We start from the raw sequence: 25,505 nt of genomic DNA on the forward strand, positions 1-25,505 counted from the left end.
GGTCCTTTCGTACCGTGAACCCGGGCTTTCGATGCGTCGTCCGAGACCGGTAGGAGGCCGGATGGCCGAGCGAGCGGACCATGGTGGCGAACCCCGCGGTGCCCGGACGCGGCCAAGGGGGCGGAGCCGGCCCGCCGGGCTCTTCCACCGGCCGCGGCGTGCGATGCGCGCGGAGCTGAGCCAGCTGCTCTGCGCCGTCGTGGGCTTTGGCCTCGGTCTGGCGGTCCCGGAGGTGACGGCGGGGCCGGAGGTCGACGCCGGCCGTGTGGTGAACCTGCTTTTCACCGTCGGGTTCGGCGTCATCAGCCTGGTGAGCATCATCTACTCGGTGCTTTTCCTGGTCGTGCAGTTCAACGCCACCACCTTCAGCCCCCGGCTCGGCCTGTTCCGGGACGATCCCATCGTGTGGCGGACCTTCGCCTTCGCCATCGGGGTCTTCGTCTTCTCGATGACCGCGGGGCTGGCGATCGGGACAGAGGAGAGGGTGTCGGCGTTTCTGCCGTGGGTGGCTGTGCTGCTCGCGCTGGTGGCACTGCTCCTGATGCGCAACCTTCAGACCAGGGCGTTCCAGTCGCTCCAGCTGGCACCCACGCTGGCGGCCATCACGTCACGGGCGCACCGCGTATTCGATGTGCTGTACACGAAGCCGTACGGGGACGCCGCGCCCGCTGCCGGTGCACCGCCCGGCCCGGGAAAGGCCGTCACCGTACGGTGGACCGGGCGGGCGGCCGTCCTCCAGCAGATCGATGTGCCCGCACTGGTCGCCGTGGCGAAGCAGTACGGCTGCGTGATCACCCTGCGTCAGTCGGTGGGCGCCATGATGGCGCGCGGGATGGCGCTCGCCGAGGTGCGGGGCGGGGAGCTGCCGGAGGAGGCGCTGCGTGGGACGCTGCTGACCGGCGAGGAGCACAGCTTCGCCCAGGACGCCGAATTCCCCTTCCGGCTGCTGGCCGACATCGCGCTCAAGGCGCTCTCGCCCGCGGTCAACGATCCCGCCACCGCCGTACAAGCGCTGGACCACGTCGAGGACCTGCTGATCCGCCTCGCGGACCGCGACCTGGACATCGGCCGGGTCGCCGACGCCGAGGGAACCGTCCGGCTGATCGTCCCGGTGCCCGCATGGGAGCGGTATGTGACCACCTCGGTCGACGACATCACCGTTGCCGCCGCCGATTCACCCATGGTGCTGCTCAGGATCCGCACGATGCTGCGGCGGCTGCTGGAGGCGTGCCCGGCCGAACGGCGCCCCCTGGTGAGCGACCGGCTGCGCTGGGTGGAGGACGCCGGGGCGGAGGATTACCCGCTGCACTGGGAGCCGCACGCCGAGAAAACGCCATAGTGCGGGGCAAATTTCGCAAAGCTATGCTGGCCACGATCCTGGCCGCCAGACCGGAACTTCCGGTCCCTCCTCCGGAGCGAGCGCATGGCAGGACGGCACTGGCCCGCGATTGGTCCGGGCGAGAGGCTGGCCCTGAACCGCATGGGCAGCTTCGACTGGGATCTGCGGAACGGGACCCTCGATCTCGACGAGGCGGCGCAGGCCGTGTTCGACCTGGGCCCGGGGGAGTACGACGGCAGGCCCGAGTCCCTGGAGTCCCGGGTGCCTCCCGAGGAGCAACTGCGCCTCGATGCGGCCTTCGAGCAGGCCATCGAGCGCGGACGGTCCTCGTACGGCGCGTACTTCCAGGTCAGACGCCGCAACGGGATCCGGCAGTGGTCGCATGCGCGGGGGCGCATCCTGCGCGATGCGCACGGCGAGGCCTACCGGGTCGTCGGAATCGTGCGCAACGCGACCACCGAGCTCACCGAATTCACGGTGATCAGCCCGCTGGAGGCGGACCGGCAGCGGATGACCGCCATGGTCCAGGGCACCACGGAAGTGCTGTCGAGAGCGGTGACCGTGGACGATGTCACCGCCGCCCTGACGGGCAGCGGCGGCCTGGAGCGCTTCGGCGCGGACGGGCTGGCCCTGGCACTGGTCGAGGGCTCCACGCTCAAGATCATCGCTATGTCGGGGATGGGGACGGAAGTACTGGCCGATCTCACCCTCAATCGTCTGGACGGATCGCTGCCGCTCGCCGAGGCCGTCCTCACTCAGCAGCCACGGTTCGTGACCTCGCTGGTCGAACTCGTCGACGCCTTTCCGAGGCTGGAGCCCCACATCCGCGGGCGGCACGGAGTCGACGCGGCCGCCTTCCTCCCGCTGGTCGCCCAGGCCCGTCCCATCGGCGGACTGGCACTGTTCTACCGGGGCCGGAACAGGTTCTCCTCCGAGGACCGCACCCTGTGCCTGGGTCTTGCGGGAATCGTCGCCCAGTCACTGCAACGAGCCGTTCTCTTCGACAAGGAGAGGGAGTTCGCGACCGGTCTGCAGGCTTCCATGCTGCCACGCCACATCCCTCAGTTCTCCGGCGCCGAGATCGCCGTGCGCTACCACGCGGCGTGGAGCGGCCGGGAGGTGGGCGGTGACTGGTACGACGTCATCGCGCTGCCACGGGGGCGGGTCGGGATCGTCGTCGGCGACGTCCAGGGGCATGACACCCACGCGGCCGCCATCATGGGCCAACTGCGCATCGCGCTGCGGGCGTTCGCGGGGGAGGGGCACGACCCCTCGACCGTGCTGGCACGCTCGTCGCGCTTTCTCGCCGAACTCGACACCGAACGCTTCGCCACCTGTACGTACGCCCAGGTCGACCTGGTCTCGGGAGGCGTACGGGCCGTCCGCGCGGGCCACTTGGGGCCGATGATCCGGCACACCGACGGACGGGTCGGCCGGCCGAACCTGCGCGGCGGACTTCCGCTCGGCCTGGCCACGGCTTTCAGGGAGGAGGAGTACCCCGAGTCCCGGCTGGACCTGGTACCCGGCGAGACCCTCGTCCTGTGCACCGACGGCCTGGTGGAGGAACCCGGCCTGGACATCGCGGCCGGGATGGACGCGCTCGCCGACGCCGTACGTACGGGTCCCCAGGAGGCGGGGGCCCTCGCCGACCATCTGTCGGACCGGTTGTGGCAGCGCTGGGGAAGCGGCGACGATGTCGCGCTGCTCGTACTGCGCCGGGCACCCGACCCCGGCACCCACCGGGCGCCCCGCATCCACCTGTACATCCACCAGGCCGACCCCGAGGGTCTTGCCGAGGCACGCACCGCGCTGCGTCATGCCCTGGAGGACTGGGGGCTGCCCGGCCTCGCGGACGATGTGGAACTGGCCGCCGGGGAACTGCTGGTGAACGTACTCCTCCACACGGAGGGCGGCGCCGTCCTCACGCTCGAAGTCCTGCCCGAACCGGTACGGCGCGTGCGGCTGTGGGTCAAGGACCGCTCCAGCGTCTGGCCGCGCCGCAGGACGCCGGGTGAAGCGGCGACCTCGGGAAGGGGACTGATGATGATCGACGCGGTTGCCTCACGCTGGGGCGTGGAGCCCAGAGGCGAAGGCAAGGCGGTCTGGTGCGAGTTCGAACCGGTCGGCCAGGACAGCTGACCGCCGCCTCGGCCATCGCCTCGGCCATCGGGGGGAATCGCTCCCGTCATCCCGCGCCCCGGGCCGGTTCGCGGCTCTGGCCGGCGGTCCCGTGTGAATACTCGTACCCGCTCGTCCGTACGGCAGACGGAAGGAAGGCGATCATGCTCACGAACAGCAAGGCGTTCAGCGGTTTCGCGGTCAACGATCTTCAGAAGGCAAAGGAGTTCTACGGCCAGACGCTCGGCCTTCGGGTCACCGAGGAGACCGGCCCCCCTGGCGGCATGCTGACGCTGCATCTCGGGAGCGGCGCGGAGATCTTCGTCTACCCCAAGCCGAACCACGTCGCTGCGAACTTCACCGTGCTCAACTTCCCGGTCCCCGACATCGACGAAGCCGTCGACGAACTGGCCCGGCGCGGTGTGACCTTCGAGCGGTACGCCGGCTTCGACCAGGACGGGAAGGGCGTCATGCGCGCGGAGGGCCCGCCGATCGCCTGGTTCACGGACCCGTCGGGGAACACCCTGTCCGTGCTCCAGATGGACTGAGGCGTCCGCCGCGCGGCACCCGGCACCTCACTCGGTGGTCCCGCACCGGAGCCGGTCTCCGGTGACCGGCGCCCCCTCCACGCTGCTCCGGTCGTGGACCACCTTGACGACCGAGGCGGCCTCCGATCCGACGGCGACGTCGAAGACCGGGCCGTGCCCGGCGACCGGGCGCAGCTCGGCGCCGGGGATCGCGGCCGTGACGGTCACCGCGTACCGCTCCCAGTACGGGTCGTAGGTGATGACGGTCGGACCCTCGGGGCGCGGCTCCCCGGCCTGCCCAGAGCCGTCCTCGATCACGAAGCCGTTGTCCCGCAGCGCACCGGCGACCCCAGGGTCCGTCACCCGCACATGAATCCAGGCCGGCGGAATCTCCACCGGAACATCCTTGCTCGGGCGGATCCCCGCGTCGTCGATGATCGACCGGTCTTCGCTCAGCGCTTCCCACAGAGCCGCGGAGCGCTCCGTGTCCCACAGCAGTGAGGAGCCCCACTCCGGCACGCGGTAGTCGAATTCCGAGATCGGGACGGTCACGAACTCCGTCTGATCCGCCTTGAGCCCGCCCAGCAGTGAGCCCAGATGCGCGAGATCCGCGAGGCTCGTGTCCTCGTCGGCGCGTACGAACCGGTGCAGCGCCAGCGCCGTCTGTGCCGTAGCGGCCGGATTGGCGAACGCCCCTTCCTCCCTCAGCCGGGAGAGCATGTCGATGAGCAGGCGCTGCTGGCGCCGGACCCGGCCGAGATCGCCGGGCGGGGAGAGATGGCGGGCGCGGACGTAGCGAAGGGCGCGGCGCCCGTCCAGCACGCGTGTTCCCGCCGGCAGGTTCAGCCCCGAGCCGAGGTCGACCAGCGGCTTGTCCGTACACACCTTCGCGCCGCCGAAACCGTCGACGGCGTTCACGAAGCCGGTGAAGTCCGTCTCGAGATAATGGTCGATCTTCAGGCCGGTCGCCTTCTCCACGGTCCGGACCGCGAGATCTCCGCCGCCGTGCGCGAAGGCGCCGTTGATTTTTCCGGAGTGCCGCGGATGCGCGTGATCAGCGAACTCCACATAGGAGTCACGGGGAATGGAGACCGCCGTCATCCGGCGACCGTCCTCGGCGATGTGCACCAGCATCAGCACGTCCGTGCAGTCGCATCCCTTGCCGCCGACGTGCAGGCGTTTGATCTCCTCGGCGGACATCCCGGTGCGCCGGTCGATTCCGGCGAGAAGGACATTGGTGCCCTTGGATTCGTCCGCGCGCGAGGACGGGGATGCCAGTTGATCGGCTGTCCACAGGGAGCCGCCCGAGGCCAGCGTGGCGACCAGAACAGCGGAGAGGGTGAAGCTGCGCACAGAGATCTCCTCCGACATCGAATCCCAGCGGATCTCAACCGATAATCGACAAAAGCACGGGAGGGTTCTGCACGATCGGCGGACGCGCGCGCCATTCGAGGGAAAAGGGGGCCGCCCGCCGACAGCGGGCGACCCCCTCGGGTCCGGAGTCCGGGTCAGACGGTGATGATCGCCGGGTCACTCACGCCCGGCCGGCCGTTCTCGACATGCCCTGCGAACCGGCGCAGGAAGGTCGCGTTCCGGTCGGACACCACGCTCAGGTCGTACCAGCGCTTGCTGCGGCACAGATCCACCGTGTGCACGACGCGTCCGCCCGGGCGCACGGTGAACGTCCGCTTCGCACCGCCGTACGCCTGCGTCACTGTGAGACGGCAGGTGGCGCTGCCCGCGTTCGTCATCGTCAGCTCGACGCTGCCGCTGGAAGCGATGTGGCGGGCCGTCACCTCGGGTCCCGCGGCCTTGCCGGGTCCCTTGAAGCTGCGCAGGAATCCGTTCGGGCCGTACACCGTGAGGTCGTACACGTCGTTGGAGTATTCCGTGTTCCACGTGTCGGAGAGCTGCTTCCCCGCGGCGGCGGTGTAGGTCCACGGTCCGTCCGTACGGTTGCCGGACGCCACCAGGAACTGGGCACCCGCCGACGCGCCACCGCTGAAGGTGAGCGTGAAGCGACCGGTCGACGGCGTGGACGCCCCGTTCACCAGCGGCGCGTACCGCAGGGGACGCGCGGGCCTCGAACCCGCCTCCTGCTTGGGCAGCGTGGGCTTGGCAGGCGGCTTCGGGACGTAGTCGGGGTGGCGGACGTTGTCCGGCGGCTGGTACGCGTCGGTGTCGGGGAGCGCGGCGGGCTCAGTGTTCTTGAGGCCGAAGTCGAAGGCCGAGGTCAGGTCGCCGCAGATGGCGCGCCGCCAGGGTGAGATGTTCGGCTCGCTCACGCCGAAGCGGTTCTCCATGAAGCGGACGATCGAGGTGTGGTCGAAGACCTCGGAGCAGACGAATCCGCCGGTGCTCCAGGGGGAGACGACGAGCATGGGCACGCGCTGGCCGAGGCCGTACGGACCCGCGGCGTAGGAGGCGTTGCCGCCGAAGTTGTCGAGCGCGGTGTCCACGGTCGACAGGCCCTGCGCGGCCGAAGCCGGCGCGTAGGGCGGGGGCACGTGGTCGAAGTACCCGTCGTTCTCGTCGTACGTGATGAACAGCGCGGTCTTGCTCCACACCTCGGGGTTGGAGGTGAGCGCGTCAAGGACCTGCGCGATGTACCAGGCGCCGTAGTTCGCGGGCCAGTTGGGGTGCTCGGTGAAGGCCTCGGGGGCGGCGATGTAGGAGACCTGGGGGAGTTTCCCGGCCTGCACATCGGCCTTGAGCAGGTCGAAGTAGCCGTCGCCGCCCTTGACGTTGGTGCCGGTGCGGGCCTTGTCGTACAGCGGGTCACCGGGCTTGGCGTTGCGGTACTGGTTGAAGTACAGCAGTGAGTTGTCGCCGTAGTTGCCGCGGTAGGCGTCCTCGATCCAGCCCCAGGAGCCGGCCGCGTCCAGGCCGTCGCCGATGTCCTGGTAGATCTTCCACGAGATACCGGCCTGCTGCAGCCGCTCCGGGTACGTCGTCCAGTCGTAGCCGGCTTCCTGATTGCCGAGGACCGGACCGCCGCCCTTGCCGTCGTTGCCCGTGTGACCCGTCCACATGTAGTAGCGGTTGGGGTCGGTGGCTCCGATGAACGAACAGTGGTACGCGTCGCAGACGGTGAACGCGTCCGCGAGGGCGTAGTGGAACGGAATGTCGTTGCGCGTCAGATACGCCATCGTGCCCGCGGACTTGGCCGGTATCCACTGGTCGTACTTGCCGTTGTTCCAGGCCTTGTGGCCGCCCGCCCAGTCGTGGTCGAGGCCCGCGATGAACTGCATGCCGAGGTCCTCGGCGTCCGGGTGGTACGGCAGCACCTCCTTGTTGCCGTCCGCCTGGTACCAGACCGACTTGCCGGGGCCGGTGGACACGGGGCGCGGGTCGCCGAAGCCGCGTACGCCCTTCATCGCGCCGAAGTAGTGGTCGAACGAACGGTTCTCCTGCATCAGCACGACGACATGCTCGACGTCCTTGATGGTGCCGGAGCGGCGTGCCGCGGGAATGGCGGCGGCACGGTCGATGCTGCTGGACAAGGCGGCGAAACCGGCGGTGGCGCCGGCGATCTGCAGGAAGCGCCGCCGATTGAGTTCAGGCATGAGTGTGGCCCTCTTGGGGGTGAGGAAACAGGAGCGAGCGGAGTTTCCAAGAGGAACGAGCGAAAGGGAAGAGGCGGTGTCGTACGCGTGAAAGAGCGAGGTACTCATCGCGAACAGCCCGGCGGGGTCCCGGAAATGGCGCGAACTGGAGTTTCGGTGGAGCGTTCCCCGGACAGGACCTAGCCTCAGGAGGCCGGGGCCGCCCGGGACACGGTCCAGTCGAGCAGGTGCTCGGCGCTCCAGGTGTTGATCACTCGCTCCGCGGGCACCTCGCACTCCTCTGCCCGGGCACAGCCGATGATCTGCCAGTCGAGCTGTCCGGGGGCGTGCGCGTCGGAGTCGACGGAGAAGAAGGCCCCGGCGGCCACCGCATGCCGCAGCAGGCTCTTGGGCGGATCGCGGCGCTCGGGCCTGCTGTTGATCTCCACGGCTGTGCCGTGAGCGGCACAGGCGGCGAAGACCTCCTCGGCGTCGAACTGCGACGGAGGCCGTCGCCTTTCGGAGACCAGCCGGCCCGTGCAGTGGCCCAGCACATCGGCCAGCGGGTTCTGGACGGCTTTGACCATGCGCCGCGTCATCGGTGCGGATTCCATCCGCAGTTCGGAGTGGACCGAGACGACAACGAGGTCCAACTGGTCGAGCAGTTCCGGCTCCTGGTCGAGCGAGCCGTCCGACAGGATGTCGCACTCGATGCCGGTCAGTAGCCGGAACGGGGCCCAGCGGGCGTTGAGCTCCGCCACGACCTCCAACTGCTCGCGCAGCCGCTCCGCCGACAGACCACTGGCGACCGTCAGCCGGGGAGAGTGATCGGTGAGTACGGCCCACTCGTGCCCCAGCGCGATCGCCGCCCGCCCCATCGCCTCGATCGGGCTGCCGCCGTCCGACCAGTCCGAGTGCAGATGACAGTCTCCCCGCAGCAGGGCGCGCAGGTGAGTACCGCCGTCGGCCAGCGGCCCGGACGCCTCGTCCTCCAGCCGCCGAAGGTAGGCGGGTACCTCACCGGCCAGGGCCTCGCGTACGACACCCGCGGTCTTCGGGCCGATGCCCTTGACCGCTTCCAGGGAGCCCGAAGCCGCGCGCCGGCGGATCTCGTCGTCGGACATCTTCACCAGTACCGCGGACGCGGCGCGAAAGGCGCGGACCCGATAGGTCTCCGCGCCGCTGCGCTCCAGCAGAAACGCGATCCGTTCCAGCGCCTCCACGGGGTGCATCTCGTCTCCTTCGCACCGTGCCGGTGGATCCACCGGTTCCCGGCCGTTCCTCCCACTGTCGCCCGCCCCGCAATCCGCGGCACCCCGTACGGCCGTATACAGCTTCGGTAGCCGAAATTCGCTCACGGTAGTCACGCGAATGGCGGGTGTGACAACCCCGGGCGAAAATGAACGGCCGGATGACTCCGACGTACGGCAGGCCCGCTGCGGCCGTCCGTGCCCCTGGTGGGGGCCGGAACGGACCGCCCGCTGGTGCTTTTCACTCAAGGAGGGCACTGATGTTGATGCCGGACACCGCTGTGATCACCCGCCTGATGGCGCTCTATCGGGCACACGAACACCACTTTCTGCACGCGCCCCACGACCGTGGCGCGCGGATGCGCTTCGAGGACACGGCGTACACGCTGTGCGTGCTGATGGGTGAGCGCACGGCCAGAGAGGCCGTGCTCAAGGCGGAGCGCTATGTGGCCCGGACCCGGCCCGCGAAGGGGTCCGCCGGGCAGCGCTCGTCACCCACGGTCAGCTGACCGGGGCACCGCTGGAGGACTGCCCGGGTCCGCCCGCTGACGAGCGGGAAGGATCAAGGAGTGCGTGAGGTGACCAAGTCCGTGACGGCGCCGGTGGCCGAACTGGTCCGCCGGCGCCGCGAGCCCGCCGTCGTCCAGACGGTGCGCTCGACGGCGGCCGCGACGATCTCGTACGTCGTCGCCCTGCAGCTGAGCAGCGAACCCGCGCCGCTCACCGCGCCCCTCACCGCGCTCCTCGTTGTCCAGGTGACCCTCTACTCCACCCTCACGACCGGTATCCGCCGGGTGAACTCCGTCGTCGCGGGCGTACTGATCGCCATCGGCTTCAGTGCGCTCGTCGGCCTGACGTGGTGGAGCCTGGGGCTGATCATCCTGGCTTCGCTCGTGGTCGGTCGACTGGTCCGCGTCGACGAGTTCGTGCCCGAGGTCGCGATCAGCGCGATGCTCGTGCTCGGTGTGACCCAGGTCGGCGGCGCGGCCTGGGACCGGGTCCTGGAGACACTGATCGGCGCGGTCGTGGGGCTCTTGTTCAACGTCGTGTTCGTGCCACCGGTATGGGTGGGTCCCGCCGGTGACTCCATCGAGGACCTCGCCCGGCGCATGCGCCGACTGCTCCTGCACATCGGCGAGGAGCTGAGCGGCCCCACTCCCGTCGAGCGCGCGGCCGCCCGTCTTCATGAGGCACGCCGCCTCGACAACAACATCGCGGAAGTCGACGGGGCTCTGCGGCAGGCGGAGGACAGCCTCCGGCTCAATCCGCGGGTCAAAGAGGCGCTGCTGCACCGGGTCGTGCTGCGTACGGGGCTCGACACCCTCGAAATCTGTGCGGTGGTCCTGCGCGTACTGGCCCGCACGATGACCGACCTCGCCAAGAAGCGCGGTGGGCAGGACGTGTTCCCGCCGGAGGTGGGTGTCGCCCTCGAGGAACTGCTGGGCCATGTCGCCGATGCGCTGGTCAGCTTCTCCGTAATGGTGACCACACAGGTGAGCCGCAGCGCCGACGCGGCGGAGTCCCGGCTGGCCGACGAGCTCGCCGCGGCCGCCGCAGCACGGGAGAAGGCCGCGGAGCTGCTTCTCCAGGGCGTGCAACGGCATCCTCGCGACTGGCAGCTGCACGGCGCGCTGCTCACGGAGATCGACCGGATCCTCGACGAGCTGGACATGGACCACCGCTCGCAGCGCCTGATGGAGGAACTGGACCGGGTGACCCGGGAGCAGCACGAACGGTATCCGTGGATCTCCGCCATCAGCCGGTGGGCGCGCGGCAAACGCCAGCGGCGGGCCGCGTCCCGCTGACCGGCCCGCGCGCGGTGCCTGCGGGCCGGGGCGGTACGGGTTACGCGGCCTCCTGCATGACCTGTTCGCGCAGATGCGCGCAGCAGCGGCTGATCAGCCGGGACACATGCATCTGGGAGATGCCCAGGTCCTTCGCGATGCTGCTCTGGGTCATGTCCCGGAAGAAGCGCAGGTAGAGGATGCGCTGCTCGCGCTGCGACAGCCTGCTCAGCTCCGGTTTGACCGCCTCGCGGTCCACGAGCACGTCGATCGCCGGGTCGGGTGTGCCGAGAGTGTCGCGGAGGGAGTATCCGTCCTCGGAACCGGCTGTTTCGGCGTCGAGGGAGAGCGCGGTGAAGCTCTCGAGCGCCGAGAGCCCCTCCCGCACCTCGTCCTCGGTCATTCCGGTGTACTGGGCGATTTCGGCCGCGGAAGGGTCGCGGCCGGGGATGGACTGGGCGAGGTCCCGGCGGGCGACCCGGACACGGTTGCGCAGATCCTGGACTCGGCGCGGCACATGCATGGCCCACATGTGGTCGCGGAAGTGGCGCTTGACCTCGCCGACCACGGTCGGTACGGCGTAGCTCTCGAATGCGTGGCCGCGGGACGGGTCGTAGTGGTCGACGGCCTTGACCAGGCCGAGGGCGGCGACCTGCCGCAGATCCTCGAGGGACTCCCCGCGGTTGCGGAAGCGGCCGGCCAGCCGTTCCGACATGGGCAGCCAGGCGTACACGATCTCCTGGCGCAGGAGCCGCCGTTCGGCTCCGTCGGGCAGTGCGGACATCTTCCGGAACGCGTCCGCGGTGTCGGGTGCGTCGTCGTGCGGATGCTTGCCGTTCGTGTGGGTACGCATGGTGCTCGCAGCTCCCTGAGTGGTCCTCATTCGGGCGGGCGTGGTCGGATCACCGGAGATCCGCCGGGCAGGACCGGTGCACGCCCGGAGCTGATCGCTCTCACGGGACGTGCCTCCTGTCCGGAGCACATGACGCAGGTGCCCGGTCGAACCTCTCGGAAACGTGCGCCGTCGGCCTGTGTCAGAAGGCGCCGATCGGGTACGTGCACAGTCTCCCCACGATCGAGGAGGAGGACATGCAGCGAGGCAGTGATCGCCTCAGCGTCCACAAGGACGAAGAGATGAAGCATGAATTGCAGGGCCTGCTCCGTTCCGGACACCCCACGCGGGTGGAGGAGTGGCACGACCCCGAGCCCGGCGCCGACGACGACCCGGAGATCGCCTTGGGCTTCGTGACCACGATGGGCTCGCTGGGCCCCGACGAGCAGTTGCGGATCGAACTGGCGCGGCACCTGGGCCGTACGGCCTTCCCGGCCACGCGTCGCGAACTGGTACACACTCTGACCGCGCGGCATGCTCCCGACCGGCTGGTCGACATGGTCAACCGGCTGCCCGCCCACCACACGTACCGCACCGCACACGAAATCGTCAGCGCCCTCCCACGCCGGTCCTGACGGCTTCGCCGAAGCAATCACCCCGGGTGTGGAGACCCGGGCAGCGGGTACGTCTCCTGAGTCCCGGGAAGCGGGCGCGGGAACGGGCCCGGTGGCGGAGGCGGTCTCGCCCTGCCAACGTCGAAAGCATCGACATGACCGGATGGACGTCGCGAGGAGCGGGAGAATCCCCATGGTGTCGGGAGTCGCCGGACAGCCGCAGGGGGATGGTGCCGCCCAGAAGGGACGCTTCGACGTCGAAGTGAGGCCGGTGGCCGGTGCCGTCGTCCTCGTACTCTCGGGCGAACTCGATCACGACACGGCCGAGCCGCTGCGTGAGGCCCTGTCGGACGCTGTGCGGGCCGCACCCGAGCGGATCGTGGTCGACTGCGCGGACCTGAACTTCTGCGATTCCACCGGCCTGAACCTGCTGCTGCGGGCGCGGCTCGCGGCGCGCGAGGCGGACGGCCGTCTGGCGCTGTCCGCGCTGCGGCCGCCGGTGGCCCGCATGTTCGACATCACCGGTGCCCAGGCGGTGTTCCCGGTGTACGCCGGCCTCGACGAGGCGCTGGCGGACGAGTGGCCGAAGTAGGCGAGGAACGGATGGGCGTGAGCGTCCGCGGGCAGGGGCAGACCCGTCGACTGGCGCTGTTCGGCACCAAGGGGGTCGTGGGCCGCTGCCGTGACTTCACCGAACAGGCTCTGGCCGACTGGGGGTGGACGCCTGCCCGGACGCGGCAGGACGCGGAGCTTGCCGAGGATGTACTGCTCCTTGTGTCGGAACTGGTCACCAACGCCTGCCTGCACGCGGGCGGGCCCACCGAGCTCGTGCTCAACCACACCGGCGACCGGCTGCGGATCGAGGTCGCCGACGCCAGCCCCGAGCCTCCGAGGCCGCGGGTACCGCAGGTCGTCTCGCAGCCCGGGGGCCACGGCCTGATCGTGATCGAGCGGCTGGCGCGGAGCTGGGGCTGGGCGCCCGTGGGCGACGGCAAGGTCGTCTGGCTGGAGGTCGGCACTCCGGCGCACGCGGCGGGGGAGTGGCCGCCCCCGTAGGTCCCGGGCGGTTCAGGGCCGAGCGGCTCAGGACGAGGCGTCGTCGAGGAGTGCGGCCCGCAGCGTCGCGTAGATGGCGGCCAGCAGCCGTGAGACATGCATCTGCGACAGCCCGAGCCGGGCGCCGATCTCGGACTGCGTCAGTTCCTCGCCGAAGCGCAGCGAGAGGATCAGCCGGTCCCGCTCCCCGAGCGAGGCGATCACGGGCTTGAGGGACGCGACGGCCTCCACGATGTCGAAGGCAGGGTCCTCGTTGCCCAGGCCGCGGGTGAGGGCGCTCAGGGCGTCGTCCTCGTCGACCGGGGCATCCAGGGAGCGGGCCACGTAGCCATTCGCCGCCTGCTCCCCCTCGACCACCTCGGCTTCGGTGACCCCGAGATGGGCGGCCAGCTCGGCGGCGGTCGGGCAGCGGCCCAGGTGCTGTTCCATCTGGTCGCGGGCCCGGGCCAGGTCGATGCGCAGCTCCTGGAGACGGCGTGGCACCTGGACGGCCCAGCTGGTGTCGCGGAAGAAGCGCTTGATCTCGCCGACGATTGTCGGCAGGGCGAAGCTGGTGAATTCGATGCCGCGCTCGGCGTCGAAGCGGTTGATCGCCTTGATGAGGCCGATCGTCCCGACCTGGATGATGTCCTCGGTGGGTTCGGACCGGCTGCGGAACCGCCGGGCGGCGAATTTCACGAGGCTGAGGTTGAGCTCGACCAGGGTGTTGCGGACATACGAGTACTCAGCGGTGCCCTCTTCGAGCGTGGCGAGACGCTTGAACAGCGAGGCCGACAGCGTCCGTGCGTCCACGGTGCTGACGGACAGCGGGTCCGCGATCTCCGGTATGCCGTCCGGCGCCCTACGGCGTGCGACGACTGCCTGCTTGGTATCGGTCGGCTGGGTTCGAGTCCTGGTGGACATGAGGCTTCCTCGACGGGGCGGAGGCCGGCGCTGCCGATGCAGCGTGACCGTCGTATGAGCTCTGCCTTGAAGATGCCCATTTACGGTGCTTTGATGCCGCCCGATGGGGCACCCGCACCCTGTGGACCGGGCACAGAAACAACGGCAGGCGACCGACAGCCGCCGATTTCCGCTGGCGGGCGGGCCGGGCGTGGTGGGCCGGTGCCGCGACCTGACGCGGCAGGTGCTCGACGAGTGGTACAGCCTTTCCGGCCCCTCCGGAAGCGTTCTGAAGGCGGACATACTGCTGCTTGTCTCCGAGGTCGTCACCAATTCGTGCCTGCACGGCGGGACGCCCGTCGAGCTGGGGCTCGACAGGGCTCCCGGGCGGCTGTGGGTCCAGGTCAGCGACACCAGTCCGGTACGGCCCCGACCGCACGGCCCGCACCGGCCGGCCAGTTCCTCGGGGCACGGCCTGTATCTGCTGCAGCAGCTCTCCGACGGCTGGGGCTGGGTGCCGCGCGGAACGGGCAAGGCCGTCTGGTTCGTGGTCACCATTCCCGAGTGATCCTTAGGGCCTGTCGTTCGGATCTTGCCGGGCTCGCGTGCCCTGGCACGCACGCTCGCTGCGTTGTCGTCAGTCGCCGACGCTCCGCGTCGGCTCCTTCCGCCTTGCGATCGCACGCACCAGACCCCGCTCGCTGATCCGGCCTGATCCAAACGACAGACCCTCGGCCCAGGGACCGGGTGAGCTGCGGTTTTCCGGCGCCCGGGGTGTCCGCGCCGGTACTGCGTGTCAGAGTGGGGAGAGCCGCCCCGACCGCCTGTCCGCCCGGTCGGACAGCGGGGGCGCAGTTGAGTCACGACAGCGCGAGGTCAGCGATGGATGTGCCCGCCCACACGCCCGATCCGCACCGGGCCCGGCCCCCCGCTGAGCTGGGTGAGGACGGGCTGAGAAAGCTGCTGGCCGGACTCACGGCCGTGCGGGACGGAGACCTCTCCACCCGGCTGCCCGACGACGCCGGCGGGCTGCTCGGTGAGATCGCGACCATCTACAACGCCATGGTGGAACAGCTGACACAGGTCACCTCCGAGGTCACCCGGGTCGCCCGGGAAGTGGGTGGCCAGGGGCTGCTCGGCGGTCACGCACGGGAACCCCATGTGCGTGGCGTCTGGCGGGAACTCACCACGGGCGTCAACACCATGGCCGACAATCTGACCTCGCAGGTCCGGTCAACCGCCCAGGTCGTGACCGCCGTGGCGCGCGGCGACCTCACGCAGAAGATCAGAGTCGACGCCCGCGGGGAGATCCTGGAGCTCAAGGAGACCATCAACACGATGGTGGACCGGCTCTCCTCGTTCGCCGAGGAGGTCAGCAGGGTCGCCCGCGAGGTGGGCACGGACGGAAAACTCGGCGGGCAGGCCACCGTCCAGGGCGTGTCGGGTACTTGGAAGGACCTGACCGACAACGTCAACTCCATGGCGAACAACCTGACCAACCAGGTACGCAACATCGCCCAGGTGACCACCGCCGTGGCGCGCGGCGACCTGAGGCGCAAGATCGATGTCGACGCGCGCGGGGAGATTCTGGAGCTCAAGACCACCATCAACACCATGGTCGACCAGCTGTCGTCCTTCGCCGCCGAGGTCACGCGCGTGGCCCGCGAGGTGGGCAGCGAGGGCCGGCTCGGCGGCCAGGCAGAGGTGGAGGGCGTTTCCGGTACGTGGAAGCGACTCACCGAGAACGTCAATGAACTGGCCGGCAATCTGACCCGGCAGGTGCGCGCCATCGCGGAGGTGACCAGCGCGGTCGCGGAGGGCGACCTCACCCGGTCCATCACGGTCGAGGCCCCCGGAGAGGTCGGCGACCTCAAGGACAACATCAACGCGATGGTGGAGTCCCTGCGTGCGACGACTCGGGCCAATGAGGAGCAGGACTGGCTCAAGACGCATCTGGCCCGTATCTCCAGCCTGATGCAGGGCACCCGAAGCCTCCCCGCGGTCGCCGAGCTGATCATGACCGAGGTGCCCCCGCTGGTCTCCGCGCAGTACGGCGGCTTCTTCCTGGCCCAGGACGGGGGCGAGGGACTCGAACTGGTCGTGATCGCCGGGTACGGGGTGCCCGACGACCCGGCGGCGGGACCCCGCCGCTTCCGGCTCGGCCAGTCCCTCGTCGGGCAGGCCGCGCAGAGCCGCCACACCATCACGGTCGAGGACCTGCCGCCCGGCTACGCGACCATCGTCTCCGGCACCGGCCGCATGGACCCCGCCCACCTCATCGTGCTGCCGATCGTCGTCGAGGGGCAGGTCCTCGGAGTCATCGAACTCGCGGCGCTGCGCCCCCTGACCGTCATCCACCGTGACTTCCTCGACCAGTTCATCGAGACGGTCGGCGTGAACCTCAGCTCGCTGATCGCGAATGTGCGTACCGACGAACTCCTCGACCAGTCGCAGCGCCTCACGGCGGAACTCAGCGCCCGTTCGGGGGAGTTGCAGGCGCGCCAGGAAGAGCTCCAGCGCTCCAACGCCGAACTGAAGGAGAAGGCCGCGCTGCTGGCCGACCGCAACCGTGACATCGAGCGAAAGAACCTGGAGATCGAGCAGGCGCGCCAGGAACTGGAGGCCCGCGCCCAGCAGCTGTCGCGCACCTCGATGTACAAGTCCGAGTTCCTGGCCAACATGAGCCATGAGCTGCGTACGCCGCTCAACAGCCTTCTCATCCTTGCCCAGTTGCTCGCCCAGAACCTCGAAGGCAACCTGACGCAGAAGCAGGTCGACTATGCCGAGGTGATCCACTCCGCCGGTTCCGATCTGCTCCAGTTGATCAACGACATCCTGGATCTGTCGAAGGTCGAAGCCGGGAAGATGGACATCCATCCCGAGCCGGTTTTCCTGCATCAGCTTCTCGAGTATGTCGAGGCGACCTTCCGGCCGGTGGCGGGCGATCGCGGCCTGGCCTTCCGGGTGGTGGCCGAGCCGGGGATCCCCGACGAACTCACCACCGACGAGGCACGGCTGCGGCAGGTGCTGCGCAACCTCGTGTCCAATGCGCTGAAGTTCACCGAGGAGGGCAGTGTCGAACTCCGCGTCCACACCGTCACCGACGAGCAACTGCCGCCCGCGCTGCGCGATGCCGGGCCGGTGATCGCCTTCCGGGTCACCGACACCGGAATCGGCATCCCGGCCGACCGCCTCCAGAGTGTGTTCGGAGCCTTTCAGCAGGGCGACGGCACCACCTCCCGCCGCTACGGCGGAACCGGACTCGGCCTGTCCATCAGCCGTGAGGTGGCACAACTCCTCGGCGGCGCCATCGTGGTGGAGAGCACGGTGGGCCTTGGCAGCACCTTCACGCTCTATCTGCCGGTCCGGGTCCAGCACCGTGGACGGCAGGACCGCGCCGACCGTCAGGAGCATCCGGCCGGAGCGCCCGGCGAGGAGGAACCGGCCACGGGACACACGGTCCTGGTGGTGGACGACGACATCCGCAACATTTTCGCGATGACCCAGATCCTCGAGCGGGAGGGCATGCGGGTACTCCAGGCGGACAACGGCAGGGCCGGGATCGATCTGCTCAGGGAACACGGCGAGGTGGATCTCATCGTGATGGACGTGATGATGGCCGGTATGGACGGCAATGCCACCATGGCGGCGATCAGGGAACTGCCGCGTTTCACCGAGGTTCCCATCATCGCGGTCACCGCCAAGGCGATGCCCGGCGACCGCGCCAAGGCCCTGACGGCCGGAGCCAACGACTATGTGGCCAAACCCGTGGACGCGGACGATCTGATGGCGCGCATCCGTACCTGGCTGGCGCGCGGACGCTGAGTGAGCGCCGACGTCAGACGACGCGGATCGCGATGAGGCTGGTGTCGTCGTCCGTGTCGCCCGTGGCCTCGCTCAGCAGCCGGTCCGCCTGTTCCTCGACCTCGCAGGCGCTCAGCTCCTGGGCTGCCCGCCGCAGCGTCTCCAGGCCCTGGTCCAGCCCGTCGTGACGGCGTTCGATGAGCCCGTCGGTGTACAGCAGAAGCGTGTCGCCGGGCTTCAACTGCGTGATCGTCTCCCTGTAGACGGACGAGGGGACGGCCCCCAGCAGGATGTCGCGCGGCGGGTCGATCAGCTGCGCCGTGCCGTCCCGCAGCAGCAGCGGTGGCAGATGCCCGGCGCTCGCCCAGCACAGCGTCCGGTCGGCCGGATCGTAGAGTGCGCAGACCGCGGTGGCCGTCGGGTGTCCCTGCGTGTTCAGGGTGACCTCGTTCAGCCACTGCATGAGCCGTCCCGGTGTGTGCCCGGTGAAGGCCAGTCCCCGCAGGGCGTTGCGCAGGGCCACCATTCCCGTGGCGGAGTCGATGCCGTGCCCGGCGATGTCGCCGACCGCGACCAGCACCCTGCCGTTGGGTAGCGGGAGTACGTCGTACCAGTCCCCGCCCACGCGGTACTCCTGGACCGCGGGCCGGTAACGGGCCGTCGCCTGCAGCCCGGGCAGTCGCCGCAGGGCGGGCATCTCGGGGACGATCGCCTGCTGCAGCTGGAGGGCCAGCCGGTGCCGCAGGGCTGCCTGCGCCTGAACGGCGGTGAGCTGGTCGAAGGTGGCGGTGAGGGCCACCTCGGCGTGGAACCCGGCCGAGACGTCCTGATACACGCCGGTGAGCCCGGTGAGGACCCCCTCGTCGAGCAGCGGCTCCGCCGCGATCCGTACATGCCGCAGCCCACCGTCGGCCCGGATGACGCGCACCACCGCGACCGCTCCCTTGCGCCGCTCGGTGAGCGTCGACAGCAGCTCGGTCAGATCGTCGCCGTCCTCCGGATGCACGCGCAGCAGCAGCTTCGAGAGAGGGATCGGCTGCGACTGCGGATCGACGCCGAGAATTCCGTACGCCTGCTCGCTCCAGCTCGATGTGCCGGCGACGAGATCGTCCTCGAACGGCGCGACGCCCTGGAGTTGGCTCACCGCGCGAGTGGCGGCCGTCCGCAGGTCGCTGCCGGTGTGCCAGAGGACGACCGCCTGTTCGTCGCCGGCCGCCAGGACACGCACATCGAGGAGAGGGGCGGGGGAGCCCTCGCGGTGTTCCACGGGGACGCGGGCCGCGCGCTGGAGGGCAGTGGCCTCGTACGCGCGCCGGATGAGCGGCGCGAGGTCGGCATGGTGCCGGGGGAAGGCCACTTCGAGCGGCTGCCCCACTGCCTGGTAGGTCCCGCCGAGTGCTTCGGACGCCGGCTCGTTGAGGTGCTCGACCGACAGCGTCGAGGAGTCCGGACCCCGGCGCACCGTCGCCGCCGGATGGGCCAGGGCGTCGACCAGGTCGTCGAGCAGTGGCGACCGGGACGGTTCGGCCTCCGTGGCATTGAGTACCCTCGCCGCCACGTCGATCAGATCGGTCAGCGCGCGGCGCAGATTCTCGTCGAGCTCCGCGCGGCCGGGCCAGACGGCGAGGGCCAGCCCCACGGTCGCGCCCTGGAGCCGCAGCGGCAGCAGTGCGCGGGCGGCCTCGGGTCCCGGGCCGGGAAGGACGACGTCCATGGGCGGCCCCGTGGCCAGCCACACCGGCGAGCCCTCGGTGAGGACCGACTGGAAGGGAGCCGGGAGGCCGGGCGGGATCCACTGCCATCGCGCGGCTTCGGTGGCGCTCACTCCGGCGTGTCCGGCCAGGCGCAGACAGTCGGACTCCATGCGCCGCCACAGCCACAGACTCCGCACGCCGAGCGGGCGCAGTCCGCCGTCCAGCAAGGTGGCCGCCGCCTCGCTCACCGCCTCGTTCGCCTCGGCCGCGGTGACGACCTGGCGCATCCGGCGGGCCCCGGCGAGAGCGCCCTCGCCCCCCGCGGGAGGTGCGATGGCGATGGTTCCCGCCACGCCGTTGACGATGTCCGCGGCCAGGTCCTGCGTACTCACCCCCGTCGCCTCGGCGAGCCGGGCGAGGTGCTCGGCGGCCTCGGCGGGCGACGCCTGCAGCTGCGCCACCAGGATCCCGGTGGCCAGATCGATCAGATGCCGCCGCGTGAGCTGCGCGCGCAGACCCGCGTTGTCGGCGGCGAGGCCGGCGAGCGCGGCGGACCGTTCGTCGTGCCCGCCGCTCAGGCCCGAAGGCTCCTGCGCAGGCATGATCACGACTACCCCCATCCCGGGCAGACGGCGCGATGCGGGCGATCGCGCCCGATCTGGATTTTACGCGGCGGTGCCCCGGATTGCGGCCGCAGGCGGACCGCCGCAGGGTGGTGGGGAACCATCCGGACGGGACCCCGAAGGAGTTGTCATGCCTCGCGGTTCAAGCGCCAAGCGAGAACGCCAGTACGAACACATCAAGGAGAGCGCTCAGGAGCGCGGCGAGAGCAAGAAGCGCGCCGAGGAGATCGCCGCCCGTACGGTGAACAAGGAGCGAGCCCGCTCGGGGGAGTCCCGCACGGCGAGCAAGAGCTCCATCGAGGACATGTCCTCCTCGCGACGCGGTGGCAAGCGCTCGCACAGCGGATCCGAGGGGCCGACCTACGACCAGCTGTACGCCGAGGCGCAGCGCCGCAACATCCATGGCCGGTCGGCCATGAACAAGGACGAGCTCAAGCGCTCACTGGGCCGCTGACTCCGGCAGCCGCGTCACCGCGCGGGTCCGCCGGCCCCTACGGCTGCGCGGAGGTGACGGTGAACAGGGCGCCGTCGGGATCGCGCAGCGCCGCCTGAAGGCCCTGCGGCGAGGACTGGCGCTCCAGGACGACAGCGCCGTTGTCCAGGGCCGCATCGACAGTTGCCGCTACATCCTCGACGGGGAAGTGGACATGCCACCTGGGCCTGATCATGGGATCGGGCGCCTCTCCAGACGCCCCGGAACTGATGCGCGCCAGAACGTGCCCCTCGCTGCGCAGCACGACCTCCTCCCCCTCGTAGCTGACCTGGCAGCAGCCCGGGCGGTCCGTCGCCCACTCCAGGACTTCTCCGTAGAAGATGGCGGCATCGAAGGCGTTGCGGGTGCGCAGGCGCAGCCAGGCGGGAGCGCTCTTGCGCCACCGGTGCCAGTTGGGGATGAGCATCCCTTCCCAGATGCCGAAGACGGCGCCGTCGCGGTCCGCCGCCAGGGCTCCCCGCCCCATGGCGAACGACAGCGGGCCGACCGCGACCGTGCCGCTGCGCTCCCGGATGCGTGCCGCCGCCTCGTCGGTGTCGGTCACGGCGAAGTACGGAGTCCAGTCGACGGCGACCTGCAGCCGGGGCGCCAGCGCCCCGATGCCCGCGACCGGCGCGCCGTCGGAGAAGGCCACGCTGAACTCCTCGCCCATGCGGCCCTTGCGGAAGCGCCATCCGAGTACCGCACCGTAGAAGTCCTGCGCGGCCTGCAGGTCCCGGGTCATCAGGCTGACCCAGCAGGGCGCACCGAACACGGACGCGCTCGATGGGGCAGTCTGCGATCTGACTGCTCTCGGTTCGTTGTCCATAACCCTCGGTGTCCTGATCGAATGCGCGTGAGCGGCGGGGGTGACGGGAGTCGGCTGACGCAGCCCATCCTCTCGCCGAGGAGGCGTCCTCGCGAGCGGCGCGCCCGCCGAGTCCCCTTCCGCGCCGCCGCCAAACCCGCTGCCCAGGCGTTTTCTGTCCGCAGCCCGCTGTTTTCCGCCTCCCGGCACGGGTACCCGGCTGTGACCGCCCCTGCGCGGAGGTTCGTAGGCAGGGATTCGTACAGGGAAGGTGAGTCACATGGGTCTTGGCGGGTGCATCATCCTGATCGCCGCCGGAGCGATACTGACGTTCGCCACCGACTGGAAGGTGGAGGGCGCCAATCTCGACGTGGTGGGCCTGATCCTGATGGCCGTGGGCCTCATCGGCGTCGCCACGTTCACCAGCATCGCCAGGCGCCGACGCGTCATCGTGCCGCCGTCGACGCCGGTGGTCGACGCAGAGCGCGACCGCCGCAGCTACGAGTGACGGCGCCGGTTCGGCGCCTTGGCTCAGGGGCACCCGCCGGGCTCGTCAGGCCCAGTCCCCCCTCGCGCCGCCGGACACCGCATCACGAACTCGCCCGTGTCCCGGGCCCGGGCCCCATCGCCAAGGAGGAGTGAGATGCGAAACGAACAACTGGCAGAACTGGGGCAGCAGTTGCGTGTGGACTCCGTCCGTGCCGCCGACGCGGCGGGCTCCGGGCACCCCACGTCCTCCATGTCGGCGGCGGACCTGGCCGCCGTGCTGCTGGCCAACCATCTGCGCTACGACTTCGACCGGCCCGGCCATCCCGGCAACGACCGGCTGATCTTCTCGAAGGGACATGCCTCACCGCTGCTGTACGCCCTCTACCGGGCGGCGGGCGTCATCGACGAGAAGGAACTGCTCACCTTCCGCCGCCTCGGCAGCCGTCTCGAAGGACATCCCACCCCCCGTCTGCCGTGGGTGGACGTGGCCACCGGGTCGCTCGGGCAGGGCCTGCCGGTCGGTGTCGGCATGGCGCTCGCGGGCAAGAAGCTCGACCAGATCCCCTACCGGGTGTGGGTGTTGTCGGGCGACAGCGAGATGGCCGAGGGGTCCGTCTGGGAAGCCGTCGAGCATGCAGCGTACGAACACCTCGACAATCTGACACTGATCATCGATGTGAACCGGCTCGGCCAGCGCGGTCCGACGCGCCACGAGTGGGACCTCGATGCGTACGCCCGCAGGCTGCAGGCCTTCGGCTGGCACACCATAGAGATCGACGGCCATGACGTCCGCGCGGTCGACGACGCACTGGCCGAGGCCCGCACCACCTTCCGCCGGCCCACCGCGGTCATCGCCCGCACCCACAAGGGGCGCGGCGTCTCCACCGTCGAGGACCGGGAGGGCATGCACGGCAAACCGCTGCCCCACGCCGAGGAAGCCATCGAGGAACTCGGCGGACCCCGCGCCATCCACGTCGATGTCCAGCCGCCGCCCGCGGCACGCGTACTGCACGGCACCCGCGGCGGGCACGCCGAACCGCCGCGCTTCGCCATCGGAGACTCGGTCGCGACCCGCACCGCGTACGGAAAAGCCCTGGCCGCACTCGGCTCGGAGCGCGCCGACGTCGTCGCGCTCGACGGCGAGGTCGGCGACTCGACCCGTACCGAATACTTCGCCAAGGCGCACCCCAGCCGCTACTTCGAGTGCTACATCGCCGAGCAGCAACTCGTCGCGGCGGCCGTGGGGATGCAGGCGCGGGGCTATGTCCCCTACGCCGCCACCTTCGCGGCGTTCCTGACGCGCGCCCACGACTTCATTCGCATGGCAGCGGTCAGCCGAGCGAGTATCAGGCTCGTCGGCTCGCACGCGGGAGTCGCCATCGGCCAGGACGGACCGTCCCAGATGGGGTTGGAGGATCTGGCGATGTTCCGTGCGGTTCCGGGCAGCACCGTGCTCTGTCCGTGCGACGGCAATCAGACGGCTCGCCTGGTCGAGGCCATGGCCGATCTGGCCGGTGTCAGCTATCTGCGCACCAGCAGGGGCGAAACGCCGGTCCTCTACGGACCCGACGAGGAGTTCCCCGTCGGCGGCTCCAGGGTGCTGCGGTCGAGCGAGCGGGACCGGTTGACCGTGGTCGCCGCGGGAGCGACGGTCCATGAGGCGCTGGCGGCGGCCGAGTTGCTGGAGAGCGAAGGCATCGCCGTGCGGGTCGTCGACCTCTACTCCGTCAAGCCGGTCGATGCGCGGACACTGCAGAAGGCGGCCGACGAGACAAGGTGCCTGGTGACGGTGGAGGACCATCGTCCGCAGGGCGGTCTGGGCGACGCGGTCGCGGAGGTCTTCTCCGACGGGCGCCCGGCGCGCCGGCTGGTGCGGCTCGGAGTCCGGAACATACCCGCATCGGCCACGCCGCAGGAGCAGTTGCGCGTCGCCGGTATCGACGCGGCGTCGATCGCGGTCGCCGCACGGCTGCTCGTGGAAGAAGTGGTGGTGCGCTGAGAAAAGAGAAGTACGGCGGCCCGAAGGCCGCCGTACTTCTTTCACTTCTCGCTACCACAGCTACCACCTGTACCAGCGAGACCGAGTGCCACCCACCGATGTCGACCGCATCAGGAATCCCAGCAGCCATACGACCAGGACAATGATGGCAATCCACCAGAGTGCCTTCACGGCAAAACCGGCACCGAAGAGAATCAGCGCGAGTAGCAGAACGAGCAGGATGGGAACCATAGTCTGTACCTCCAATATGCGAGTGCCCCTTGTTCTTCGGCGTACACATCGAGGACGTGCGACATGACAGAGAAAGCGGAAGACGGCCCGGAGCGCGGTCGTGACGAGACGCCGGAGGAGAGGGCCGACCGGAGATGGACCGATCTGCTACAGGAATTGCGGGTCGCTCAGACCGGGGTTCAAATCCTTTTCGGATTTCTGCTCGCGGTGGCTTTCCAGCCCCGGTTCGCCGAGCTTTCCGACACCGATCGCCACATCTATCTGGTCACCATGCTGCTGGGGGCGGCGACGACCGGTGCTCTCATCGGGCCCGTCTCCTTCCATCGCCTCCTGACCGGCCAGCGGCTCAAGCCGGAGACGGTCGTCTGGGCCTCCCGCCTCACGGTCGTCGGCCTGGTTCTGCTGCTGTGCACGATGGCGTCCGCGCTGCTGCTCATCCTGCGGATCGTCGTCGACGACGAGGTCGCGCTGTGGCTGGTCGCCGGGATGGTCGCCTGGTTCGTCGTCTGCTGGTTCGTCCTGCCCTTCTGGGCCCGCGCCATCAGCCGCCGGACCGACGAATGACCAATGGCTGCGCTTCATTTCGGTCACCTTGTGCCCTCGTGCCGTTCGGGCGAGTGCATCAACGGCGCCGAAGGGGCGACGGATTGGGTGACGCGAGTCAGCCAAAGAAGGCGGTGGGGTGGGTGTAAACCCCTGGGAGCTTGGCGGTACTGTGCGCGCACCGCCAAATGGGTGGCGCGGCAACCGTGGAGGAATGAGTGACAACAAACAACAGATCGTGGCGGCGGGCAGGAGCCTTCGCAACGATCGCGACGGTCAGTGCACTCGGCGTCGGCCTGGCCGCCGGCACCGCGCAGGCGCACACCCCTGTATGGGAGGTGACCTGCACCGAGGTCAGCGTCGACCTCACCGCTTACAGCCCCAAGGAAGACAACACCGTGACCGTCACGGTGGACGGCAAGGACCTGCTGCCCGCCGAGACGTTCAAGGGAGACTTCCACAAGAAGCTCGAACTCCCCCAGCACGACAAGGAGCTCACCGTCCGCCTCGTCGTGAAGGCGGGCGACGACGACAAGTTCTCGCGCGACGAGAGCAAGACGGCGCCGGTGTGCGACGACAAGCCGAGCCCCTCTCCGACCCCGACCCCGTCGGAGACGCCCAGCACGTCCACCCCCACGCCCAGCAGCACCCCGAGCACCGCCACCAGCCCCGCCGAGGTGCCCCCGGCTTCGACCAAGCCGAGCCCCTCGGGTGACCTGGCCGAGACGGGCTCCTCCAGCTCCACCCCGCTGATCGCCGGCGCTGCCGCCGTGGTCATAGTCGCGGGTGGCGGCATCATGTGGGCCGCTCGCAAGCGGCGCAGCGCGCAGCACTGACCCCCGGCGCGTACTTGCTGCGGGGGAAACGAACCGCGGAGCGCCGCCGCGGCGGCGCA

The 25,505-nt window shown here is 69.7% G+C and carries 23 protein-coding genes; 15 read left to right on the forward strand and 8 right to left on the reverse strand.

What is annotated here, in order from left to right:
* The first annotated feature begins 61 nt into the window (after window positions 1–61).
* From OOK40_RS21910 to OOK40_RS21920, 3 genes are all read left to right on the forward strand, one after another.
* A complete protein-coding gene (locus OOK40_RS21910; RefSeq protein WP_266484593.1) occupies window positions 62–1,339 on the forward strand; it encodes a DUF2254 family protein in 1,278 nt (425 codons plus the stop codon).
* A gap of 84 nt (window positions 1,340–1,423) precedes the next feature.
* A complete protein-coding gene (locus tag OOK40_RS21915) occupies window positions 1,424–3,478 on the forward strand; it encodes a SpoIIE family protein phosphatase (RefSeq protein WP_266484595.1) in 2,055 nt (684 codons plus the stop codon).
* Window positions 3,479–3,621: 143 nt separating this feature from the next.
* Window positions 3,622–4,005 (forward strand): VOC family protein, encoded by a 384-nt coding sequence (locus tag OOK40_RS21920; RefSeq protein ID WP_266484597.1) that lies wholly within the window; start codon window positions 3,622–3,624, stop codon window positions 4,003–4,005.
* A 27-nt stretch (window positions 4,006–4,032) separates the two neighbouring features.
* Here OOK40_RS21920 and OOK40_RS21925 read toward each other — a convergent pair whose 3' ends face one another.
* The 3 genes from OOK40_RS21925 to OOK40_RS21935 all read right to left on the reverse strand — a co-directional run bounded on the left by OOK40_RS21925 (window position 4,033) and on the right by OOK40_RS21935 (window position 8,761).
* The gene (locus tag OOK40_RS21925; RefSeq protein ID WP_266484602.1) at window positions 4,033–5,337 is read right to left on the reverse strand and encodes an LCP family protein; all 1,305 of its coding nucleotides are present in this window, start codon (window positions 5,335–5,337) and stop codon (window positions 4,033–4,035) included.
* A gap of 155 nt (window positions 5,338–5,492) precedes the next feature.
* The gene (locus OOK40_RS21930; protein WP_266484605.1) at window positions 5,493–7,550 is read right to left on the reverse strand and encodes a phosphocholine-specific phospholipase C; all 2,058 of its coding nucleotides are present in this window, start codon (window positions 7,548–7,550) and stop codon (window positions 5,493–5,495) included.
* A gap of 185 nt (window positions 7,551–7,735) precedes the next feature.
* Entirely contained in the window at window positions 7,736–8,761 is a 1,026-nt protein-coding gene (locus tag OOK40_RS21935) for a PHP domain-containing protein (protein ID WP_266484608.1), read from the reverse strand.
* A gap of 278 nt (window positions 8,762–9,039) precedes the next feature.
* Between OOK40_RS21935 and OOK40_RS21940 the strand changes: the two genes are divergently transcribed.
* Both OOK40_RS21940 and OOK40_RS21945 read left to right on the forward strand, forming a co-directional pair.
* Window positions 9,040–9,288 (forward strand): DUF5133 domain-containing protein, encoded by a 249-nt coding sequence (locus OOK40_RS21940; protein ID WP_266484613.1) that lies wholly within the window; start codon window positions 9,040–9,042, stop codon window positions 9,286–9,288.
* Window positions 9,289–9,357: 69 nt separating this feature from the next.
* Window positions 9,358–10,584 carry an aromatic acid exporter family protein gene (locus tag OOK40_RS21945; protein WP_266484615.1) on the forward strand — a complete coding sequence of 409 codons (1,227 nt, stop codon included), beginning with the start codon at window positions 9,358–9,360 and terminating at the stop codon, window positions 10,582–10,584.
* 40 nt (window positions 10,585–10,624) lie between these two features.
* On the opposite strand, the gene OOK40_RS21950 is transcribed toward OOK40_RS21945, so the two are convergent.
* On the reverse strand, window positions 10,625–11,416 hold the full coding sequence (locus OOK40_RS21950; protein ID WP_266484618.1) for a SigB/SigF/SigG family RNA polymerase sigma factor: 792 nt from the start codon (window positions 11,414–11,416) through the stop codon (window positions 10,625–10,627).
* Between the two features lie 236 nt (window positions 11,417–11,652).
* On the opposite strand from OOK40_RS21950, the gene OOK40_RS21955 reads away from it, so the two are divergent.
* The 3 genes from OOK40_RS21955 to OOK40_RS21965 all read left to right on the forward strand — a co-directional run bounded on the left by OOK40_RS21955 (window position 11,653) and on the right by OOK40_RS21965 (window position 13,065).
* Entirely contained in the window at window positions 11,653–12,030 is a 378-nt protein-coding gene (locus OOK40_RS21955) for a DUF2795 domain-containing protein (protein ID WP_266486485.1), read from the forward strand.
* Between the two features lie 172 nt (window positions 12,031–12,202).
* Entirely contained in the window at window positions 12,203–12,601 is a 399-nt protein-coding gene (locus OOK40_RS21960) for an STAS domain-containing protein (RefSeq protein WP_266484621.1), read from the forward strand.
* Window positions 12,602–12,612: 11 nt separating this feature from the next.
* Window positions 12,613–13,065, forward strand: coding sequence for an ATP-binding protein (locus OOK40_RS21965; protein ID WP_266484623.1), 453 nt, complete (start codon window positions 12,613–12,615; stop codon window positions 13,063–13,065).
* Between the two features lie 27 nt (window positions 13,066–13,092).
* Here OOK40_RS21965 and OOK40_RS21970 read toward each other — a convergent pair whose 3' ends face one another.
* Window positions 13,093–13,968: a SigB/SigF/SigG family RNA polymerase sigma factor gene (locus OOK40_RS21970; protein ID WP_266484625.1), complete on the reverse strand. Its 876-nt coding sequence runs from the start codon at window positions 13,966–13,968 to the stop codon at window positions 13,093–13,095.
* 121 nt (window positions 13,969–14,089) lie between these two features.
* On the opposite strand from OOK40_RS21970, the gene OOK40_RS21975 reads away from it, so the two are divergent.
* Window positions 14,090–14,515 (forward strand): ATP-binding protein, encoded by a 426-nt coding sequence (locus OOK40_RS21975; RefSeq protein WP_266484627.1) that lies wholly within the window; start codon window positions 14,090–14,092, stop codon window positions 14,513–14,515.
* A 314-nt stretch (window positions 14,516–14,829) separates the two neighbouring features.
* Window positions 14,830–17,772, forward strand: a complete 2,943-nt coding sequence (locus OOK40_RS21980) for a HAMP domain-containing protein (RefSeq protein ID WP_266484629.1) — start codon at window positions 14,830–14,832, stop codon at window positions 17,770–17,772.
* 13 nt (window positions 17,773–17,785) lie between these two features.
* Here OOK40_RS21980 and OOK40_RS21985 read toward each other — a convergent pair whose 3' ends face one another.
* A complete protein-coding gene (locus OOK40_RS21985; RefSeq protein ID WP_266484631.1) occupies window positions 17,786–20,047 on the reverse strand; it encodes a SpoIIE family protein phosphatase in 2,262 nt (753 codons plus the stop codon).
* Window positions 20,048–20,198: 151 nt separating this feature from the next.
* On the opposite strand from OOK40_RS21985, the gene OOK40_RS21990 reads away from it, so the two are divergent.
* A complete protein-coding gene (locus OOK40_RS21990; RefSeq protein WP_266484633.1) occupies window positions 20,199–20,522 on the forward strand; it encodes a plasmid stabilization protein in 324 nt (107 codons plus the stop codon).
* A gap of 37 nt (window positions 20,523–20,559) precedes the next feature.
* Here the strand turns inward: OOK40_RS21990 and OOK40_RS21995 are convergent, their stop codons facing one another.
* Complete coding sequence (locus tag OOK40_RS21995; RefSeq protein ID WP_266484635.1) at window positions 20,560–21,369, reverse strand: VOC family protein; 810 nt, start codon at window positions 21,367–21,369, stop codon at window positions 20,560–20,562.
* Window positions 21,370–21,628: 259 nt separating this feature from the next.
* On the opposite strand from OOK40_RS21995, the gene OOK40_RS22000 reads away from it, so the two are divergent.
* Together OOK40_RS22000 and OOK40_RS22005 are read left to right on the forward strand one after the other, a co-directional pair.
* Complete coding sequence (locus tag OOK40_RS22000; RefSeq protein WP_266484637.1) at window positions 21,629–21,856, forward strand: DUF6458 family protein; 228 nt, start codon at window positions 21,629–21,631, stop codon at window positions 21,854–21,856.
* A 135-nt stretch (window positions 21,857–21,991) separates the two neighbouring features.
* Window positions 21,992–23,836 carry a transketolase gene (locus OOK40_RS22005; protein ID WP_266484639.1) on the forward strand — a complete coding sequence of 615 codons (1,845 nt, stop codon included), beginning with the start codon at window positions 21,992–21,994 and terminating at the stop codon, window positions 23,834–23,836.
* A 60-nt stretch (window positions 23,837–23,896) separates the two neighbouring features.
* On the opposite strand, the gene OOK40_RS22010 is transcribed toward OOK40_RS22005, so the two are convergent.
* Window positions 23,897–24,067: a hydrophobic protein gene (locus OOK40_RS22010; protein WP_266484641.1), complete on the reverse strand. Its 171-nt coding sequence runs from the start codon at window positions 24,065–24,067 to the stop codon at window positions 23,897–23,899.
* 63 nt (window positions 24,068–24,130) lie between these two features.
* On the opposite strand from OOK40_RS22010, the gene OOK40_RS22015 reads away from it, so the two are divergent.
* Both OOK40_RS22015 and OOK40_RS22020 read left to right on the forward strand, forming a co-directional pair.
* Window positions 24,131–24,631, forward strand: a complete 501-nt coding sequence (locus OOK40_RS22015) for a DUF6328 family protein (RefSeq protein WP_266484644.1) — start codon at window positions 24,131–24,133, stop codon at window positions 24,629–24,631.
* Window positions 24,632–24,828: 197 nt separating this feature from the next.
* A complete protein-coding gene (locus tag OOK40_RS22020; protein WP_266484646.1) occupies window positions 24,829–25,446 on the forward strand; it encodes an LAETG motif-containing sortase-dependent surface protein in 618 nt (205 codons plus the stop codon).
* Window positions 25,447–25,505 lie beyond the last annotated feature (59 nt).

Source organism: Streptomyces sp. NBC_01481 (assembly GCF_026339995.1).
Lineage (GTDB): Bacteria > Actinomycetota > Actinomycetes > Streptomycetales > Streptomycetaceae > Streptomyces.